Genomic DNA, 19,258 nt, shown 5'->3' with positions numbered 1-19,258 from the left:
AACCTTACCACCCAAACAGACTGCAAAAACTCGTCACGCCGCTACAAAAATTGCCAACTCCTGATAAAATAGCACCACTTATGGATTTGAGCACTTCTCGAGTGTTTTCTCTGATTTTCTGTACACTTTTAGCGATAGTTTCGCCAATTTTTGAACCCGCCATATAGCCTACTGTGCCTCCGATGAATCCCCCAACAGCAGTGCCGATTGGACCACATACAGTCCCAATGGTTGCTCCAAGGGCTGCGCCCTTTACGCTTGTTGAAATGCCAGCGACAGTGGACACCGTCACTTGCTCCATTTTATCCATGCCTTCTTTGACAGTTAGCTCACCAGTAGCCATTTTGCCAATAACCTTGGCGTTCTCTACTGCGACAAATGCAATATTGGCTATAGTACCTGCAGGCGTACCTTTGGGAATTACAGAAATAATACCTTTCTCGGCACCGACCTTTAGAGCTCCAGCGGCGGCAGCCTTAACGCCAAAGTCTGCGCCAGAAGATAGTGCTGTCTCTACAATTTCTTCGCCATTAATCTCTTCTTTGCTCCATACTTTTTGCGCGACATCGAATCCTACACCAATAGATGCTCCCAAAAGAGCTGCCTGTCCAGCCTGCTTTCCAATGCCTAATGCTAAGTCCTTAGCTCGGTAATTATTCCAATTAAGGTCATTCCAATTTCCACTTTGTGCCTCTTTTTGTAATTCTTTCGCCGTTTGCTTTGTAAGCGGATTGCTTGTTGTTCCATCAGGTGCTTCCAGTACGGTAGTATTTTTCTTTTGAATTTCTGCACTTTGATCTTCTGGCACTAATTTTTGCTGACCACGATAATCTCCATTATCAAAAGCCTTCGCTGTTGCTTCTGCATCCTTACAGTACTTGGATTGATAACGTTTTACAACTTTTCCATTGTCGTCCATAATCACAACATCAACCGAATTTTTAGTGTATCCAGTACCATCAGGCTGCAATACTTTTGCACGATATTGGCTGCCTGTTGCTTCTGCATTTAAGTTAAACGTCTGTGCATGGTATTGTTCTGCTATAAATCCATCTAAATGTGGGTTAAGATTTATAACACCAGCTTGTGTTGAAATAGTGCTATACAGCGACTCGTTAGCATTATTAAGCGCTTTATCCAAGCTTTTCAGATAGGTCGATGCTTCTTGAGCACTCATAAATGAGGTGGCGTTTTTCGCTTCACTGGCAAACCACGATTCCTTACTTCTTCCATTTGCAATAGCTTTCTCTAGAGAAGCCTTTTTCTCCTCGCTGGTTTTTATGGTTGATATTATTTCAGAGCTTATTGCTGCAATTTCCATATCTGGTTTTTCCGGCAAATTTGCCTTCATTTCCATGATAAGCCATTTTTCAACAGGCATTTCATCTTTATGGGCAATATAACTCTGCATAAATTGCTTTTGAATTGGTTTAAGTTTTATTCCCACATCTACGCCTATTGGTGGTTGGAGCATATCATCAATAAGTAAAAGATTGTCGTTCATATTTTCATCCATAATATTCTCCTATTTTTCGTCAGCTCTACTCGCCGGCTTTATATCAATTTTGCTAATGGTCTCTTTGATTTGTGAGATTTTTTCTTTTAAGGTGCTGGAGATTGATTTTGTATCCTTAATAGATTTTATTAAATTTGCTGTTGTGAGTGTTGTTCTGCCATCTATAAATGCAAGTTCAATAGTATCTTTGACAACTGCCTCCAAGTCTGCACCATTAAATCCATCCGTTTCTTTTATTAAAGCAATTGAGTCAATACCTTTGTTCCATTTGCTTCGTTTCTTTAAATGAATTTCAAGAATCTTTCTTCTTTCCTCACCATTTGGTAGATCAACAAAAAACAACTCATCAAATCTGCCCTTTCGTAAAAATTCGGGAGGCATTTTTGAAATATCATTTGCAGTTGCAACGATAAATACAGTATTTTCTTTTTCCTGCATCCATGTTAAAAATTGTCCAAACAGGCGAGTAGTAACATCGCTACCGCCTCCGTCACCTCCAACACCGGCAAAAGCTTTTTCAATTTCATCAATCCATAAAACACAGGGACTAATTGCCTCGGAAAGCTTGAGTGCTTTTCGCATATTATCCTCAGATTCACCAACATATTTTCCGAGAAGTCTTCCTACATCTAATCTAACTAGAGGAATCTGAAACAAATCAGCAGTTGCCTTAGCTGTTAAGCTCTTACCACAACCTGGCATACCGATAATCATAATTCCCTTAGGGATATCAACACCAAACTTAATTGCCTTATCAAGGCTCGCAAATATTTTCGCTTTTTTTCTCAGCCATTCTTTTAAGTTTTCCAATCCACCAATATCGTTAATTGTTTCCCTAAAGTTAACGATTTCAAGCATTCCAGCCTTTTTTATGAACTGTTCTTTCTCCTTCAAAATTAACTGCTTATCCTCAGCATCAATGCAACCACCATCTTGATATGCTAAATTAAGAATCTGTTTGATTTGAAACTCGTTTAGACCTTTGAATGAAAGGGTAATATCATTGAGAACCTCTTGCGGAGCTTGAATATTCAAGTCATTTATGAAATCATTAATAATTGCCATAATTTCAATATTTGTTGGCAATGGTATATCAAAAACTGTTATATAATTTTCAAGCTCCAAAGGAATGACTGTCTTAGAGGAAACAATAAAAACAGTACAGTGGTAATCGTCGCGATATAAGTTGTCCTCTGCAATTCTTTTAAGCAAAGCAATGATTTTGGGGTGTTCCATTTCTTGGTGAACATCTTTAAGAACAATAAATGTATCGATTTCGAATCCATCATCCATAGACAATTTTAAGAAATGTTCTAAATCGCATTCCAACATGGGACTTTTCGTTTGGAAGTCAATTGCTCCAAGTGCATTATTAAACTCTGCGATCTTAACTCCCTGACCAATATTTTTTAATGCATCATCAATTACCGAAAAGTCAAAGTGGTTAATATAGATAATGGGATGTAGTGCATCAACATAAGAGGCAAGAATATCCTCGAATTTTTTTTGCATGAATTACACCTCCATATATAGCAACTTATCGTTTGTATTGTTACTTTTGTAATCGATTCCATCAAGAATCACGAATCTATTTTTAATAACGCTGGAATCCAGATCGCCTCTAGATTCACCTGCAGAACGAATAAAGTTGCCAGGCTCCATTTTAAGAATTAAATAACGCTTGCCTTTTGGTTCAACATCTTTCCAGTAACCATCTGTAACACCAGCAAATTCACAAAGATTATCTCCCAAAATTTCCTTCAATTCTGAGTACGATTTTGTCAGTTCAATAATTGCGGCGTACATTACATAACAATCATTTTTTAAATAAGCGCGCATTTTAGCATCTGTCTGAGATTGTGTATTTTCAAGTCTCTCAGCATCTATGTCTCGACTGGCAATTTCTTCTGTTACTTTCAGTATTCTTGAGAAAATACCATTTAATGAAGTCATGCTATCTGCATAGTAAGTGTTATTATTACTGAGTTTGCTATAATTTGCAATCTTATCATCATTTGCTGGCAGATATTTATTTCTCATATTCTCACGCATAAGCATTACAAAGATTGTCATTGGAGCATATAAAAGTGATATATTGAACAACGTTCTATAATCCAATTCATATATGGCGTGATAATTTTCATCAATTGTTTTGACAGCAGCTTTGATTTTTGCAATATCATTCTTGTTCTCAATAATAGTAGCTACAAGTTGTTGATATTCTGAATGGTAGTCGCTAATAATTGAAGAAATCTTGTATGACTGTATCTCATATTCTTTTGCAAGAAACTCACTTTCTTTTTTATAGCCTAAAATGTAAGTGTCTTTTTCTATCACGGACGAATCAACTTCCACTTCAAAAAGATCAATTAAGGCTTTTATCAGAGGCAAGTCTTCTGACTCTTTAATTGATTCCAGTTTTTTCAATTCTTCGGAGTATCCTCGCACGGTAAGCCATCTTTGAAGCAATTGATTTTTGTAATATTCAAGTACATCCTCAATGGAAAAATTATTGCGCAGGTCATCTAAAGTTCTTACTGGGTTTCCGTTACAGATAAGATTAAATTTAATTGTCTTTGCCATTTTATTTACCTCACTTCTTAAAACATTAAATAAACTCTTGCCAAAATTCTTCGCATTGTTTACTTTGCACTTGTATCAAATTAGTTTTATATGTAGCATTTGCTCCATTGGAGACTGCACAAATAACAAACCATCTTTGTAAGAGTCTTGTCAATTAAGTATAGCGTCATCTGCATCAGTAACAGCCGACTGATACTCAAGAAGAGTACCTGTCAGCTGTTATAATTGCTATTTCTGCTTATTCTTTTTAAGCTGCTCCTTAAACGCTACCTTCAGCGCGTCGGCACCTGCTTTTTTTGTTAGATCATCTTGGTTTAGCTTGCCCATTTTTATAATTTTGCACACTTGTATATATGCCTTGCCAAGTGTAAGTGTAATAAAAGCCGCCGTTGCTGCTGATATAGCTCCACCCGTAACGGAACCCACGCCGGGAATGAACTTCAACGCATTGGCGACAATAGTCTTGCCAGCCACCGTTGCGCCGCCGACACCTATTGCAACAGTAGCAAGTGATTTCAATGCGTCTTTGCTCACGTCAAACTTGAATATGGCGTTAATGGCGACCATCATTGCCACTTGCTCGCCAATAAGCAATGGAGCATCGGCAAATGGTATTGGTATAGCACCTGTCGCCCCGGTTGTGGCAACAAAGCCCAATACTACGTTGTCAGCCTTTTCCAACATTTCCTTATACTCAAAGTCTTGCAAATCCGACATCAAATCGTCCTCGTAATCATGCTCATTATTGTTCATTTTTACTCTCCTTTATATTTTAGTTGGTCATTAATCAAGGAAAAACGCATCAACAGCCACTTTATCTTTGAGAATTTTCTCATCGGAACATCCGAGATATCGGGCCAATGTAATTGAGCCCGAAAAAGCAATGTTCACGTTTAGGTTAAACGCAAGTTCGATAACGGACTTAAACTTGGCAAACTCTTGCTTGAGCAGTTCAATGAGAGCCTTGTAGTGTGTGTCTAACTGCTCGTTCAGCTTCTGCATAGTCTCATTATATCCGAGCACCAACGTCTGTTCTTGTTCCGAGAGGTTATCTTTCGCTATGCTATACATAAACATCCCGACAGCGTTACCAACAACCGCACCGAGAACAGGAACAGGAATTAGCACTTGACCCATTACCGAAGCAATGGCACTAACTGTTACGTCAAGGCAGACAACCTCTGAATTCTCGATGAACTCCTCTGTAGTAATCTCGCCTTTATGCAGCAGTTGTGCTTGTGCTGCCATGCCAAACGACGCAGTAACCAGCGCAGAAGCTACGGCAGCAGGCGTAGCTGTGAAATTGGTTAGCGTATAGACGCTTGCACCTCGAATTGCACCTTTACCGGCTCCTAGGGCGGTGTCTATTCCAACATCTTTCCAATCTTGCTCTGTAAACTCTCCCAGTTTCTTGCCAGACTTCAGCTTTTTTGCCACACCTAAGCAAAAACTCATACCTCCTTCGACAGCGGCTGAAACGCCAGTAGCCTTTAAGCCCTCTTGAAGCGTCGGCTTGCTTTCTTCATGGAATTCCTCACGACGCTTTTGGTCGGTTTCCTCTATTTTATCTTGCTCTTTCTTGATGGTATCATCAATTTCGCACTGTTGGACATCGGCATAATCAACAACGCTTGAATTTACTTTATCAGAGAATGAGATCCCGTTTTTCATTTCCCAATCCCTAATCTGTTTTACAAAAGTATACTCACTGCGACTAAGTTGTGACAATGGTTTGCTAAGCAATTCTGTGATTTTATCGTACTGATCTTTGGGAATTTCGTATTTACCGCCATTACGAATAAAATCAGGATATTTGTCCAAATGTCCTTTAATAGCCTCAAACGTTTTATTTCCTAAGCTACCAGTATAAAATTTTGACTGTATTTTTATTCCGTCTCGCAAATAATCTTCGGGGGCCGTTCTGCCCACACCTTGAAAGGAGTATTCACTCTTTAACCCCTCAATAATTTTGCGTGCGTTAGATATGTTGACTTGAGCGTGTTCAGCTATTTCACCGTGTTTGGTTAATTTACTACCGAGTATGTGAGCAGTATCACCTACAAAATCCTTTAATTTTTGAAGTTCACTCAGTGCTCCCTCAAGATTAGTGTCTTGCTTAGCAAGATTGGATATCAGCTCCTTAAGGCGCAGTTGATTAAGGTAATCTATCCAAGAGGCGACTGCTTGTTCCTGTGTGCTTTTAATAATTGATGAAATGTCCATGGTCATGACCTCTACGCTACTGTTTTATTAAGCATTACTGCCAACGAAAGTGTATTATTAACCAAAGTGCCGAGTAAAAGCTGTTCATCGCTCGATATAGCGGAATAGTCACATCCCTCTAACGGATTAGCTTGGCTTAGTTGCTCTTTGATATTGTCAAGCAACAACTTTGTTTCGCTGTGTATATTAGAAACAACCGCACCAGTTTCGTTTAACTTCGCCCCAGCAATAGTTATCTCCTTTGCTTCCTCAATGGCTTCATTGGAGATTTTTTTGTTCTTGCTTCCGAGTGCAACAACAGACCCTGCCGTTGTAAAGGCTGTGATTCCCCAACCTATTGGCCCTGCTAATGCTAATAACGCTTGACCTCCAGCAACACCTGCGCCTCCAGCTGTCAGTGCGCCACCTCCAAGCCAAGCAAGTGCTGCTTTTGTAGCAACAGCGCCTGACAACGTAGATATTGCTGTACCTGTCGACGCTGTGCCAAATGTCGTGGCAACCCACATTGCGGCAGTTGGTGCCAAACTTGCGACAGCTGCGCCTGCTCCGACACTGGCGGCTACCCCGACACCAGATTTAATTGCGTTTTGATAAGCTTCAGCGGCATAGCTTTCCGTTTCACGAAACTTCATACGTTCTGTTTTGATGAGAGATAGGGAACACTCAAACTCTTTTGGCGTATTTGCTATACTATTTATAAGCCTCTCAATTTCCTCAATCTTAATAACGCACTGTTGCCGCGTAACATAGAGTTCTTCACACTTTTTCTGCACATTTGCCAGCGTTGTGTTGTATTTGCTGACGGCTCGCTCATGAATTGCGAAAGCCTCTTTCTTTGCCCCTGAAAATAACATAATAATTGTCTCCTTTCATCTCTGACTATATTTTTCGCTAACTGCGGCTTTCCTTTGCTTTGATTGTAATTTCATTCTTTTCCATAGCTCATATCCCCATATTCTGTTGACTTACATTTTTATATAGTCTCCCTGACTTCTCAGCCACATATCAATGCCGTTGCCATAAACTTCTACTTTTATCGTAAAAATGCCATCCTTTTCAGACAAAATCTCTGCTGTCGGTAGTCTGTCTAATACTGATTCGATAGATGGTCCACAGTATTCGAAAGTAATCTTCCGTAATTCACCCGAATACATAAACTGTACACGCTTGCGAAATTCCCCATCATTGAACTTATCCTTGTATGGCACATAAAATTTCTTATTAGTTCCACATAACTTATCAAGCCGATCCACTCGAAATACAGTGGGGAAATCCTTACTATCATCAGCCATAAATGCAATCAAATAAAAGTAGTATTCCGAAAACATAATCGCTACCGGCTTGACTTCATGTTCGCGCTGTACGCCATCCTTGCGACAATATGTAAAGCGAATGATTTCGTTTTTCGTGATATATTGGGATAATTCCCACAAAACACCCAAGAGCTTTTTACCATGTCGCAAGGGAATATAGCAAAACTGCTCATTGCGTATCATGTCATCAACCTTCTTGCGGTCATTTAGTGCCACCTGCATCAAAAGTTTAGAAAGCAGAACATTTAACTCCTCTTTGCAAAAGGCACGGCTTTCCAAGAGAATCTTGCAAGTAGCTAAGACCTCTTCATTCGTAAGCCATTCTCGTTCTATGCGGACTAAATAATAGCCGCCGCGTAGCCTGTCATATTGAATAGACACTTCACCTTCGGAGAAATGGGTATCGGCAAGATATGCCCTCAGGTCGTCTATATCACGCTGAATGGTTTTTTCAGTTACACTAAACTGTTGTGCAAGCTGTGTTTTTGAGACAACTTCGCCCTTATTCAAAGTTTCATATATGCTCAATAAGCGAAATCCTTTGTTGCCATTATAGTCAACTGTCACCATCTGCGCCCCCTTTTGTCTGTATTATACATAGCAAGATGGACATATATAGGGAATGCCAAAAATTTTTCTCACAAGACCTTTATTTTTTATGATACCACTCATAATCCTATATTTCCATAATTTTCTTCCTTATTTGCAGCGATGCTTGATTATATTTAATTAAATTTTAAGGAGAACTTTGATTTCACAAAAGTAGTGGAACTTGGTGCAGGGGCTTCGACAACGGAGGAAGAGCACATCCAATCAGATGGATAAATCCAATTTTATTCTCTGGATTACACGTTATCCTCTGCCTTTTATAAAAACATACTAAAATGTAATGCGATTTTTAGAAGTCGAAAATGTAGAGATTAAGGGAATTTATGGTATAATAACCGCAAGACGGTCATTATACCGGATTATGGCCAGGGCAATGCGTTCGCAGGGCTCGCTCCTGCCCCAATGGCCAATTATACCACCGCGTGCTTTGCACTTGTGGTATAATATAATTAAAAGATTCGAAAGTGAGGGTTTTGATATGGCGCAAGGCAAGAGAATAGACTGGGGCTGGGATTTAAAGCCCGATGATGGATATGCAAATCTTTTTATAAAAAATGATTGCGTAAATTGCGATTTTGAGAAGATGTTTTCTTTCCAATTAAGAAGAAAAAAAGTTATCCAAACGTATCAGGAGCACTTAATCATTGAAAGTTTTTATAACAACGAGCCCAATGGTTCTATCGAAACCAACATATATAGTTTAGGAAAAGATCTGAAACAGTTTATGCAGTATGGGGTAGCATTCAGTTCCATCGTTTACGCAGACTTGCAAAATGAAATTGAAAAAAATTACCTCACACTTCCTATACAATATGTTAACCTTTATGAAAAGAAACTAACTGATGATATTTTGCACCTAGTGGCAGAATTGTGTAGTGAATATGAGCTTGTAGACGGATTCTATGATATTCCTGTTGACCAATTTAACAAATCAATCCAAGATAGCGAATACAGTGACCATGATTTAAAAGAAATAAAGAAGATGCTAAAAGATTTAAATTATACCCAATGTAACACCGGCAGATACTCCTACTTAACTCGCATAAATGAAAAGCCAACAAGAGTTATGCGCATTAAAGCAAAGGAACTTAATCAATATATCTCCAAGAAATCGGACGAAGCAGGTGAATAAATGGGAAAGAGGCCGCTTTCCATCATGCCATATTATGGTGGCAAAGCTAGAATGGCAGCGTTTATTGCTGAAAGACTTAACTATGATGACACAACGATTTATATTGAGCCTTTCGGAGGCGCTTGCAGGACACTATTAAACAAGCCGCGCCATCAGCTTGAAATCTATAACGACTTGGACGAGGGACTTTATGCAATTATGAGTGCATTATCTAATCCTCAAACAGCCAAAGATTTTATTTACAGGTTGATGGATACTGAATACAGTGAAGAACAGTTTTTAAAATCCAAAAAAAATTATGACCATGCGCAATATAATCTTGAACAGCAGGCACGGGAAAACATTAAGAATTTTTTGATCAAAAATAATATAGTTAGTCCATGGGCTGTTAATAAAACAACCGATTTTCTATTGGAACAATTTATTGACTACAACGAAAATAGCGAAGAAGAAATTGAGCCGGAGTCAACTTATAATAATGATACAAATAACAAGGCACATAGTAAAGCAACAGATAAATGGATGCTCAATCTCTTAAATGAAGTAAACAAAGATGTTAAGTTGAAAAATGAATTGATCTCTTTGTTGGCTAATTATAAAACTATTTATGATCATAAGGTAGAGCAAGGCTATATTGAGCGTTCGCGAGATGTGATAAGGGATGCTGCTGATTCTGATATGAATTTGGCAGTCGATACATATATTACATTTATGCAGAGCCGTGATGCCATGGGGCAAACTTTTTCCCATGAAAAATTCAAATCTAATATGCAATACCATAAGCAAGTGGCGAAGCTCTTTAAATGTGCCGAAAGAATGGAAAATGTCCTTATTTATGAAATGGACGCTATGGATTTTTTTAGACAGATTTTAGGTATAAACAGGGATCAAACAGCGGAAGTGGCCGATAGCAGTGACGCTATTAAGTTGCCATGGATCCATGACCCCCAGGTAATGGTCTATGCTGACCCGTCTTACATAAATCCACGATCTGAAAGAGAACTTCTAGAAGGCATCGATTGGAAATCAGTCGACAGTCTATCTGGAGCAATTAAGAAAAAATATGAGAATAAAAAAGTGCCAGCCAATCTTGGCAAGTTATACACAACATCGTTTAATTATGATGATCATGAGGAATTTCTAAAATGTATTTATGATGCCAGCTGCAAAATAATGGTATCTAATTATGATTTGATCCTTTACAATAAATATTTGAATGAGGACAATGGGTGGAGGCGAATTGAATTTCCAACGAAAACAAGCGTAGGAGGCAAGGCAGGTAACGACCGGCTTGAAGTCCTTTGGTATAACTATTGACAACTGTGCAAACTAAAACAGCTTTAGCTTTAATAATCAGAGAGTATTAGTTTTTACTAATACTCTCTATTTTAATTGTCCAACATCAATTTTAGTTGTTAAGACTTTGAAAACACCGTAAACATATAGCTCCTTATATCAATATTTTTAAATAAGGAGCTATGAGCAATGACAAAGAAGAAATATATCATAGGGAAATACTGTACAACGATGATCGAATATATTTACGCCAATACGAGCGCACGTGGCGGATATAATCCCGCTGACTATTTTTGCAAATTTAGAAATCCAAGAATGTCTGATGAAGAATTTAAAAGGTTAATCGATGAATCTAAAACTGCAGATAATTTTCCCATCGATCAGGGAGGCTATTATGCCGAGAACTACATACAAAGAAGGAGAAAACGTGTCGCCACCATAAAAGAGTTAATTACCAACAATTTTAACGCACATACATCCATGAACATTACCCTTACCTTCTCCAATGAAATTTTGAAAAAGTTAGCTCAAAATAAAATAAATAGTAAGCGGTCAAAGAAGTTAGACACCGCTTCCAATATTGATAGTTCTGTAAGCACAGAGCTACCTAATAAAAGTAAGGATTTTAGCTCAGATTTTGATGCGACTGATGTAAAAAAATGCAATAAGCTATTTAAAAAATTTATTCAAAAAATGCGATATCGATATCGAGACTTTCAGTATGTAGCTGTAATGGCAAAACAAAATTCTGGAAATTGGCACTATCATATGATCTGCAACTTACCTTATATAGATTACAAGGAATTTAAAAATGTTTGGATTTATGGCGGATTTCATTTAAAAAGATTTCAAAAAGCGAGTGATTTATGTAGGTTTAAAAATTATATAATTAAAAATATGGAAAAGGATAGCTTTGAAGATTTGCACGGAAAAAAGGCGTATCTTGCTTCTAAAAATTTGAAAAGAAATATTGTTTGCTGCTCATGGAAAAATGATCTTAAAAGTCAAGAGCTATTTCAAAATGTGAATAGAGAATATTCTGATTTAAACAACAAAGAATTCGTAAAACAGGTCAAAAACAAATTTCAAACTAGTTTTTTGCATTATAGATATAAGGTAAAAAGTTCTCGCTTTCCTCCATGCAAAAGAGCAACAAAGGTTAAAGGCTTAGGCGATAATCACTAATAAATTTAATATAAGCAATGCGAATAAGACGAAGCAATCTATTGACAAAGTCTGACAGTTAAGCTATACTTATCACATAAGTATAAATTTTATCTGAATTGTAACCAGTGTAACCGCTGTAACCATTGTAACCGCATAGTATACAATATATGTCATGCTAGCAGCATTCGATTATTGTTTCGAATGCTGCTTTATTTTTTAAGACCATACTTGGAAGTGCACAGCCAAGTATGGTCTTTTTTTCATCCTTCATTTCAACTGTTTTATATAAGTTACAGATAAAGAAATGGAGGTTTTAAAATGCTATCGGAGAACAGCCTACTATTGGAAACAGCATTTAAGATTTTGAATCAGAAATATTTCAGTGACAGTCTTCCGGATGTAGTGATTACAATCCAATCAAGTCCGAAAAGCTATGGCTATATTACAACGCAAAAGGTTTGGAAAGACAACGGAAATAATTATTATGAGATAAATATTTCTGCAGAGCATTTATCCAGACCAATAGAAAATGTATTGGCTACGCTTATGCATGAAATGGTGCATTTATATTGCATGATTAACGGTATTGCTGACACAAGCAAAAATGGTCGGTACCATAATAAGCGGTTTCAGGCTGAAGCGCAGAAGCGGGATTTGAAAATTGAGTATGCACAGTATATCGGTTATAGTATAACTTCTCCTACAGAATCGTTTATCGGGATGATTAGAAAGCATGGGCTCTTAGCAAACATAGACCGTTGCCGAGTCTCTGGGGATGCTCCCCCCTCCCCTGTTGGTGGGAATGATGACGATACAAAAAAGAAAAAAGGCAGCACCAGAAAGTATGTGTGCAAATCCTGCGGGATTAGTGTCAGGGCTACAAAAGATGTAAATATCATTTGCGGAGATTGTATGTGCCCAATGGAAAAAGTTTAAGTCATTCATAGGTGCTCTAAAAAGATAGAGGGTGTATTTTTAAAGCAATGTAGCAAAAGGTGCTCCATAAGTACGAAATCTGTATTATGGAACAGGTTTGTATGGTAAGGAAAGACTGTAGTGAAAGGTATACCTTTCGGGATATGTATTTCAGAACAGAAAACGGGTCTTCCCTTTTTGTATCTTGCTTTATAAATCATACTTTAAACAAAGGGGCGAAGCCTATGAAAGTCGGATATGTCCGTGTAAGCAGCCAGGAGCAAAACACAGCGAGACAGGACGAGTTGATGAAGCAGCTGGGAGTAGAAAAGATCTACACGGATAAAATGAGCGGAAAGAGCATAGACAGACCAGAGCTCAACAAAATGATGGAGTTTGTCAGGCAGGGAGATGTATTGATCGTAGAAAGCATTTCAAGGTTTGCACGCAATACAAAAGACCTTCTTGAGCTAATTGAACAACTGGAGAAAAAAGAGGTTCAGTTTATCAGTCAAAAAGAATACATAGACACCAGTTCGGCTACCGGCAGATTCATGCTTACAATATTCGGAGCAGTGGCAGAGCTGGAACGTGCCTATATTAAAGACCGGCAGAAGGAAGGCATTGAGCTGGCAAAGGCAGAAGGGGTACACCTTGGACGCCCTATGAAAGCTGTAGATTGCTTTGATACGGTTTATGCAGACTGGGTAAGTCAAAAGATTACAGCAAAACAAGCCAGCAGCACATTAAAAGTTTCAAGGTCAACCTTTTACCGGTATGTAAAGACACACCAATCCCCTCATTCGATTGAGCGGTAATAGCATAGGGTTTTGAAGGAAGGTACTTCCCCGCTGCACAGTTGTGAAAAAAGCTGATGCAGTAGGGCTGCAACAGCTTTCTCAATAATTTAAGGCACAAAACAGACATTTATAAAGGGGTGGAATGATTGCCGGGACAGATGAAAAAAACGGTAAAACAGAGAGTTATATTACGCTTGAGCACGATGGATTTTGATAGATACATTCGGGTCAAAACAGCGTAAATTATGATTCAGAAAAAATTCTTCGGTAGGTAAGGGTTTTTAAAATGAGGAAAACGACCTGATTATAAGGATGGACATCCTAGCGCAATAACATTCAGATATTAAATCGTTACCATTTACCAAAATAGGGACTAAATTATTATACAATAGGAGAAATTAGCATGGGTAAATTAAAAGATGCGATCATAACGATTGAGAGTGATATTGAATTAGGCATCGGAGATTATGATGACAATGAACTGGGAAAGTTTACAAAGTATCTTGAAGAAGCAGACCCGGATGTACTATACCTGATTGAAAAATTGATTAACAGAATATCCGGATTAAAAAAAGATATAGAACGCTTAGAAGAAAATTGCGAGAAATATAAGAGGTTAAACCATCTTTATTATCTAAAGCATTATGGAGTTGACATAAAAGAAGTTATGCACTTTATTAATCAGAAATGTTACGATCTATCTTTAAAGGATAGACTTTTAGTGGATCAACATGAGATGGCAAAGCTTTTTAAGGAAACGAAGTCCATTAATGCAGTCGCGCGGATACAAGGAATAAATTGGCATACAGCGAAGTCACGTTTAGAGCAGATGGGGTTGATTAGAAAATGATGTAGTACATTGAATCAAGGAGTAATACATGGATTAAAATGTTATGCACTAAACTCATATCTATAGCAGTCAAGGAAATTGATATTACAATTGACGATGGCATATATGCATGGATTTTTGTAGTGTTCGCACATTGATATGCGAACTATACAAGCAAAAAAAAATAAAAACACAATCGAATTTCTTTTAATACACAAAAGTCTTTGCGGTAAGCATATAGTTGTTACCGCAAAGACTTCCTAAACTACTTATTTGAGATATTAATATCAACTAACCCGGATGAGATGTTATGAACCCGGCTCCCCTTCCTTATATGAATTTAATAACAGAAATTAATATGCAGTCAAGAAAATTGAGATAAGTACTAAAAAGGTTGATATACAAGGAACTTATAATTAAGCATGGTAAAAAAAGAAATTGCATTAGAATTCATAATATGCATTCAAAAAATTATATATACAAAGATTTTGTAGTGTTCGCACATTGATATGCGAACTATACAAGCAAAAAAAATAAAAATACAATCGGATTCCTTTTAATACACAAAAGTCTTTGCGGTAAGCATATAGTTGTTACCGCAAAGACTTCCTAAACTACTTATTTGAGATATAATTCTACCTTTCTTCCCAATGAAAATAGATGAGCAAATACATTATAAATTTGTAAAAACAAAACAGATTGCTTTTGCTTTCAATCGGCGTTATGATAAAATAAGGATTAGCGATATAGGAGGAACAGACATGACAACACGAGAAATCAACATGGTGAAACGAATTGTCCCATTGATTTTATTAGTATTGCTAGCCGGTCAATTATCCGGCTGTGCCCTTATGCCCTCATCTGATTTAGTAGAATTAATAGACAGTGGGGACAATATAGCTGTTGAGGTAATAGCCCCAAGCAGTTATAAAGTACAGGATATACTTGGTCAGCAGGTTGACACTTTTGAATGGATACAGCTAGACAAACTTAAAACTTACAATGAGGCATTCAGGCTTGATTTTGACGACATCTTCTATACAGTCATCATTAGTGAGAATGGTGAGGGTGGGAAGAATGGATGTTTATTTGTTGGAAAAGATGGAAAGCGGAATGGGAATTCGACATTAGAGGATGGATTAAGAAACAAAGTATTCCAAGAGAAGTATTGGTCGAAGGATGAGACAAAGAGAGCCTTAAGGAAAATAGCTTCTGAAGCGTATGCTGATATAGATGCAAGTGAGAATGGGCAGTATGCGCTGATGGCATCCATAAATGCATATTATAATTTGTTGTCAGACAGTGTTAATCCAAGTGCATTTAATCCAACGCAATCAGTTACAAGAGAGCAATTTGCGTCATTGTTATATAGATACAATACACCGGTATCAAAGGATTATTTAGCAGATTATGCAGGGATAACAGACCCATATACTCAGCAGGTAGGTGGAGAAACAGCACATACAGCATTTGCAAAGCAAATGGATAGATATAGCTTTTTAAAAGCGGCGGATGGGAGTTTAGATGGAAATAATAGTCAAGGGAGTATAACGAGATTAGAAGCGATATATATGGTAGTACAGAGTCAGTTTAGTAAGGAATTAGAGCAAGTAAATCCGAAAGAGAAAGTAAGTTATAGTGATGTAAAGAATGGTGGAGATATAGCATTAAAGCAAGGGTTTAGAATAAAGAACAAAGATACGAAAGAGGTAGAGGAAAAGAAGAATTGGGAGACATATACATTATATTATATGTTACAGAATCCTGATAAAGGGATACAGCAGGAGTTATATAATGCAATAGTAATAGCGGATAAATTAGGGTTAATGGGAGTAGATGAAGAAAATGCGATACGGTGGGATGAGCCAATCAGCAGGTCAGAGAGTATAGAGTTATTAATAAAAGTAGCAGAAGCGAAGAACAAGTTATATGGGTATTTAAGTGAGAATGAGTTTGGGGCGATGGAGAGCAAGGTGGTAGATAACTCAAGCAGCAGTATACCAAGCAACGTACCAGTACCAAGCGTTGAGGATGCAGCAAGTAGTTCAAGTTCAGGTAGTTTACCGGAGAAAGAATCAGTAGAAGCCATTGCACCTACGGCTCCAAAAACACAACCTCAGAACAGCAGTTCATCAAAAGAACAGCAGATTATAGATGAATCGAAGCAGAACTCATCAAAACCAGCAAGCAAAGGTCCAAATGGATTAATTATACATGATGGATTCGACGGCATAAAATATGAAGGTGAAACTGGTAAGACTGAATCTGGTGGTGGATGGAACAATTCCATTTATGGTTAAGCAATAAAAACAGGCTTAAGGCTCCCAAATATTTTGGGAGTCTTATTTTTTAGCAGTATAAGATATAAAAGTAAATTAAAAATGATATACTCAAGCTATTATAGTAATAAGGTGGTAAGACAGCTTGAGTATAACAAAAATAGAGATACAATTCCCAAAAGGGAAAGCAATAGTTATAGGTAAAAAAGCAGGTGATTTAATGATAGTAGATGGAATAGTATTACATACAGCATTTACACAAACAAAGAAATTCTACATTCCAAACGTGAATGTACAAGATTTATCATAAGTACCCAACAAAGACCTCACATCAGTGGGGCTTTTGTTATGGGATTTATCAAGTTGTTATTTCCATATATTGGTAATAATTGTTGGCGAACTATCCTATTTAATAATTTTGGAAGTGCACTGCCGAAATTAGAAAGTCAGATTTGGATTTCTCAATAAAAAGTATGAATTAAGCCACAGCAAGCTCCAAGGGGGAAATTCGGGGTTTCATGGCTGGAGTAATGTTTGGATATTGGTAGGTAAGAGATAGGGAATCCAGAGGCTCCCAATATCAGCCAATCAGTGTTGACATATATGAAATAGAAGTATATGATTATTTTATGTCTAAATTAAATGCCTTTATTTCGACGGTTAAGAAAGGACAGAAAAAATGAAAAAGATCATGGCACTATTATCAGCAGCAATAATTGCAGGAGCTTTTGTTGCATGCTCAAGCGAAGAATCAAAATCAGTTAATGCCGATACATCTTCAGTTTCAGAAAGTTCATCGAAAACGAATAATGTTGCAGTGGAATCCAGCGAATCAGATTCTTCGTCCAGTGAAGAAGCGACTTCATCGGAAGTAGAATCTAAGAGTGAATCGGCTGAAACAGCTTCGAACAGCACCACAGCGGTCGATTCAGTTGAGACTGACACATCATTCACTCCGGGATATTCGACTATCACAGTCAGATATGTAGACCCACAGGGTAATCCAATTAAAATGACTAACACTGCGAGTCAGCTGAAAACGGCTGATGCTATGTATGCAAACATCGAGCAAGCAAAAGAAGCAGGGATGCTTGTTGATTACACTGACTTAGGCTCTGTAATGAAGTTTAAGCAGAAAGGGGCATCAACTTTCGTATGGACGATTACACCAGCTGACACATCGTCTATTCCCAATTGGACTGATAACAAAGCCAATATTCCTGTAACAATGACTATTGATGAAAATGTACAGGAAAGGGAAGGCAATGTAAGTGAATACATCGTCACATGCGACTATTCGACAGAGGTTGTAGCACCTACGATGCAAGTAAATCAGTATTAACCTTGTAAAGTTGGAAATCCCCCTCACAAATTTGTGAGGGGGATTCTTATTTGACTTTTGACCACTTTCCCCTCCTCTATTGCAAATTCTTATTAATTGTAAAACTTTGAATTGCATTTGAATTCTATTGGCGGTACTATTGTACTATAAAACGACACAAAGTAGGAGGAACATTGAGTATGCAGGAAACGGAGAACCGAAGCAAAACGAAAATTAGAATATATGTTATTTTAGCAGTTGGGGCGGTTTTAAGTATAAGTCTAACAGGATATTTATATAATCAAGTCTCCTCTTTACATAAAACCATTCAGCAGACTCAAATTTCTATTGTAAATGCAAGTATTCAGGTCAACAAAATAAAAGATCGGCTTGAAGAAAGCAAACTAAGTTTATCTGATTTAGAAAACGGTATTGTAAATCAAGAAAAGGACTTAGATGATTTAGAGGCAGCTAATGAAGATGTTGTCTCCGCAATAGCTCCTGTAACAGAAAGTCAATCTCAGACCAGCAGCCCATCAAAGGAGCAACAAGCGATAAAGGATGCCCAGCAAGGCACAGCAAGTAAACCAGCAAGCAACAGTCCAAAGATTCATACTAGTTGGGACGAGTTAAAACCAGCAGATAAAAAAGAAACTGGTAAGACTAAAGGTTATGGTGTAGACAGCTCAATATATGGTTAAGTTTGATTAAGGAGACATTCAGATGAAGAATAAATCTCTCATTTTCAATATCGTGCTGGCCTGTTTATTGGCAAGCAGTCTCATAGTAAGTTTCTATCTGTTCCAGCAGATCAACATATTAAATCAGAGTTTAAATGATTTACATAGCAAGCTGGAAAGCATCCAATCGAATGCACAGCAGCTTTCCTCTGATCTAGAATCCACCCAGCAGAAATTAGAGACAGAAGCCCAAAAGCGTGATCAGCTATCCTCTTCCCTATCTGAATTACAGGAGGATGTTCTATATAATCAGGAGGCCGTAACTGCCATGGCCCCTGTTGCAGAAAGCCAGCCTCAGAACAGCAGTTTATCAAAAGAGCAGCAGGCTATAAAGGATGCGCAGCAAGGCACAGCAAGTAAACCAGCAAGCAACAGCTCATCAAAGCCGGGTAATACTTCCCCTGGTGAAACAGGTAGAACACCAATTGGAGAAGGAACTGGTGAGACTAAAGCTGGTGGTGGCTGGAACAACGCAATTTACGGATAAGCAAAAATAAATTAAACAAAGGGCTCCCAAAATATTTTGGGAGCCCTT

The 19,258-nt window shown here is 37.8% G+C and carries 18 protein-coding genes; 11 read left to right on the top strand and 7 right to left on the bottom strand.

Annotated features, from left to right (window positions below; translation table 11 throughout):
• Positions 1 to 4: 4 nt before the first annotated feature.
• The 7 genes from C1A10_RS05285 to C1A10_RS05255 all read right to left on the bottom strand — a co-directional run bounded on the left by C1A10_RS05285 (position 5) and on the right by C1A10_RS05255 (position 8,205).
• Entirely contained in the window at positions 5 to 1,516 is a 1,512-nt protein-coding gene (locus C1A10_RS05285) for a hypothetical protein (RefSeq protein ID WP_101909257.1), read from the bottom strand.
• A gap of 9 nt (positions 1,517 to 1,525) precedes the next feature.
• A complete protein-coding gene (locus C1A10_RS05280; protein ID WP_101909256.1) occupies positions 1,526 to 3,028 on the bottom strand; it encodes an AAA family ATPase in 1,503 nt (500 codons plus the stop codon).
• A gap of 3 nt (positions 3,029 to 3,031) precedes the next feature.
• Positions 3,032 to 4,099 (bottom strand): hypothetical protein, encoded by a 1,068-nt coding sequence (locus C1A10_RS05275; protein WP_101909255.1) that lies wholly within the window; start codon positions 4,097 to 4,099, stop codon positions 3,032 to 3,034.
• A gap of 228 nt (positions 4,100 to 4,327) precedes the next feature.
• Entirely contained in the window at positions 4,328 to 4,852 is a 525-nt protein-coding gene (locus tag C1A10_RS05270) for a YcjF family protein (RefSeq protein ID WP_242968840.1), read from the bottom strand.
• A 30-nt stretch (positions 4,853 to 4,882) separates the two neighbouring features.
• Positions 4,883 to 6,322 (bottom strand): hypothetical protein, encoded by a 1,440-nt coding sequence (locus tag C1A10_RS05265; protein ID WP_242968838.1) that lies wholly within the window; start codon positions 6,320 to 6,322, stop codon positions 4,883 to 4,885.
• An 11-nt stretch (positions 6,323 to 6,333) separates the two neighbouring features.
• Positions 6,334 to 7,176 carry a hypothetical protein gene (locus tag C1A10_RS05260; protein WP_101909253.1) on the bottom strand — a complete coding sequence of 281 codons (843 nt, stop codon included), beginning with the start codon at positions 7,174 to 7,176 and terminating at the stop codon, positions 6,334 to 6,336.
• 111 nt (positions 7,177 to 7,287) lie between these two features.
• Positions 7,288 to 8,205, bottom strand: a complete 918-nt coding sequence (locus tag C1A10_RS05255; protein WP_101909252.1) for a helix-turn-helix transcriptional regulator — start codon at positions 8,203 to 8,205, stop codon at positions 7,288 to 7,290.
• Positions 8,206 to 8,722: 517 nt separating this feature from the next.
• On the opposite strand from C1A10_RS05255, the gene C1A10_RS05250 reads away from it, so the two are divergent.
• The 11 genes from C1A10_RS05250 to C1A10_RS05200 all read left to right on the top strand — a co-directional run bounded on the left by C1A10_RS05250 (position 8,723) and on the right by C1A10_RS05200 (position 19,210).
• A complete protein-coding gene (locus C1A10_RS05250) occupies positions 8,723 to 9,376 on the top strand; it encodes a hypothetical protein (protein WP_101909251.1) in 654 nt (217 codons plus the stop codon).
• On the top strand, positions 9,377 to 10,693 hold the full coding sequence (locus tag C1A10_RS05245) for a DNA adenine methylase (protein WP_101909250.1): 1,317 nt from the start codon (positions 9,377 to 9,379) through the stop codon (positions 10,691 to 10,693). It abuts the gene before it with no gap.
• A gap of 168 nt (positions 10,694 to 10,861) precedes the next feature.
• On the top strand, positions 10,862 to 11,857 hold the full coding sequence (locus C1A10_RS05240) for a rolling circle replication-associated protein (protein ID WP_101909249.1): 996 nt from the start codon (positions 10,862 to 10,864) through the stop codon (positions 11,855 to 11,857).
• A 324-nt stretch (positions 11,858 to 12,181) separates the two neighbouring features.
• Positions 12,182 to 12,775 (top strand): SprT-like domain-containing protein, encoded by a 594-nt coding sequence (locus C1A10_RS05235; RefSeq protein ID WP_180951000.1) that lies wholly within the window; start codon positions 12,182 to 12,184, stop codon positions 12,773 to 12,775.
• Positions 12,776 to 12,999: 224 nt separating this feature from the next.
• Positions 13,000 to 13,572, top strand: a complete 573-nt coding sequence (locus C1A10_RS05230; protein WP_101909247.1) for a recombinase family protein — start codon at positions 13,000 to 13,002, stop codon at positions 13,570 to 13,572.
• 385 nt (positions 13,573 to 13,957) lie between these two features.
• Entirely contained in the window at positions 13,958 to 14,404 is a 447-nt protein-coding gene (locus C1A10_RS05225; RefSeq protein ID WP_101909246.1) for a hypothetical protein, read from the top strand.
• A 740-nt stretch (positions 14,405 to 15,144) separates the two neighbouring features.
• Positions 15,145 to 16,683 (top strand): hypothetical protein, encoded by a 1,539-nt coding sequence (locus C1A10_RS05220; protein ID WP_101909245.1) that lies wholly within the window; start codon positions 15,145 to 15,147, stop codon positions 16,681 to 16,683.
• 124 nt (positions 16,684 to 16,807) lie between these two features.
• Complete coding sequence (locus tag C1A10_RS18430) at positions 16,808 to 16,972, top strand: hypothetical protein (RefSeq protein ID WP_180950999.1); 165 nt, start codon at positions 16,808 to 16,810, stop codon at positions 16,970 to 16,972.
• A gap of 369 nt (positions 16,973 to 17,341) precedes the next feature.
• Entirely contained in the window at positions 17,342 to 18,004 is a 663-nt protein-coding gene (locus tag C1A10_RS18195) for a hypothetical protein (RefSeq protein WP_145997700.1), read from the top strand.
• Positions 18,005 to 18,183: 179 nt separating this feature from the next.
• A complete protein-coding gene (locus tag C1A10_RS05205; RefSeq protein ID WP_101909242.1) occupies positions 18,184 to 18,684 on the top strand; it encodes a hypothetical protein in 501 nt (166 codons plus the stop codon).
• A gap of 22 nt (positions 18,685 to 18,706) precedes the next feature.
• Positions 18,707 to 19,210, top strand: coding sequence for a hypothetical protein (locus C1A10_RS05200; RefSeq protein ID WP_101909241.1), 504 nt, complete (start codon positions 18,707 to 18,709; stop codon positions 19,208 to 19,210).
• The last annotated feature ends 48 nt before the right edge of the window (positions 19,211 to 19,258 follow it).

Origin of the sequence: Marasmitruncus massiliensis (assembly GCF_900186535.1) — a bacterium.
In the GTDB taxonomy this organism is placed as follows: domain Bacteria; phylum Bacillota; class Clostridia; order Oscillospirales; family Ruminococcaceae; genus Anaerotruncus; species Anaerotruncus massiliensis_A.
The sequence above is the reverse complement of the archived record's forward strand: the minus strand, read 5'-3'. Positions and strand labels throughout refer to the sequence as shown.

Bases quoted from the DNA above. Each gene is read 5' to 3' on its own strand.
- C1A10_RS05250 (WP_101909251.1), top strand. From the start codon at position 8,723: ATGGCGCAAGGCAAGAGAATAGACTGGGGCTGGGATTTAAAGCCCGAT.
- C1A10_RS05280 (WP_101909256.1), bottom strand. From the start codon at position 3,028: ATGCAAAAAAAATTCGAGGATATTCTTGCCTCTTATGTTGATGCACTA.
- C1A10_RS05225 (WP_101909246.1), top strand. From the start codon at position 13,958: ATGGGTAAATTAAAAGATGCGATCATAACGATTGAGAGTGATATTGAA.
- C1A10_RS05275 (WP_101909255.1), bottom strand. From the start codon at position 4,099: ATGGCAAAGACAATTAAATTTAATCTTATCTGTAACGGAAACCCAGTA.
- C1A10_RS05240 (WP_101909249.1), top strand. From the start codon at position 10,862: ATGACAAAGAAGAAATATATCATAGGGAAATACTGTACAACGATGATC.
- C1A10_RS05270 (WP_242968840.1), bottom strand. From the start codon at position 4,852: ATGAACAATAATGAGCATGATTACGAGGACGATTTGATGTCGGATTTG.
- C1A10_RS05285 (WP_101909257.1), bottom strand. From the start codon at position 1,516: ATGGATGAAAATATGAACGACAATCTTTTACTTATTGATGATATGCTC.
- C1A10_RS18195 (WP_145997700.1), top strand. From the start codon at position 17,342: ATGAAAAAGATCATGGCACTATTATCAGCAGCAATAATTGCAGGAGCT.
- C1A10_RS05255 (WP_101909252.1), bottom strand. From the start codon at position 8,205: ATGGTGACAGTTGACTATAATGGCAACAAAGGATTTCGCTTATTGAGC.
- C1A10_RS05230 (WP_101909247.1), top strand. From the start codon at position 13,000: ATGAAAGTCGGATATGTCCGTGTAAGCAGCCAGGAGCAAAACACAGCG.
- C1A10_RS05245 (WP_101909250.1), top strand. From the start codon at position 9,377: ATGGGAAAGAGGCCGCTTTCCATCATGCCATATTATGGTGGCAAAGCT.
- C1A10_RS05205 (WP_101909242.1), top strand. From the start codon at position 18,184: ATGCAGGAAACGGAGAACCGAAGCAAAACGAAAATTAGAATATATGTT.
- C1A10_RS05260 (WP_101909253.1), bottom strand. From the start codon at position 7,176: ATGTTATTTTCAGGGGCAAAGAAAGAGGCTTTCGCAATTCATGAGCGA.
- C1A10_RS05200 (WP_101909241.1), top strand. From the start codon at position 18,707: ATGAAGAATAAATCTCTCATTTTCAATATCGTGCTGGCCTGTTTATTG.
- C1A10_RS05220 (WP_101909245.1), top strand. From the start codon at position 15,145: ATGACAACACGAGAAATCAACATGGTGAAACGAATTGTCCCATTGATT.
- C1A10_RS05265 (WP_242968838.1), bottom strand. From the start codon at position 6,322: ATGGACATTTCATCAATTATTAAAAGCACACAGGAACAAGCAGTCGCC.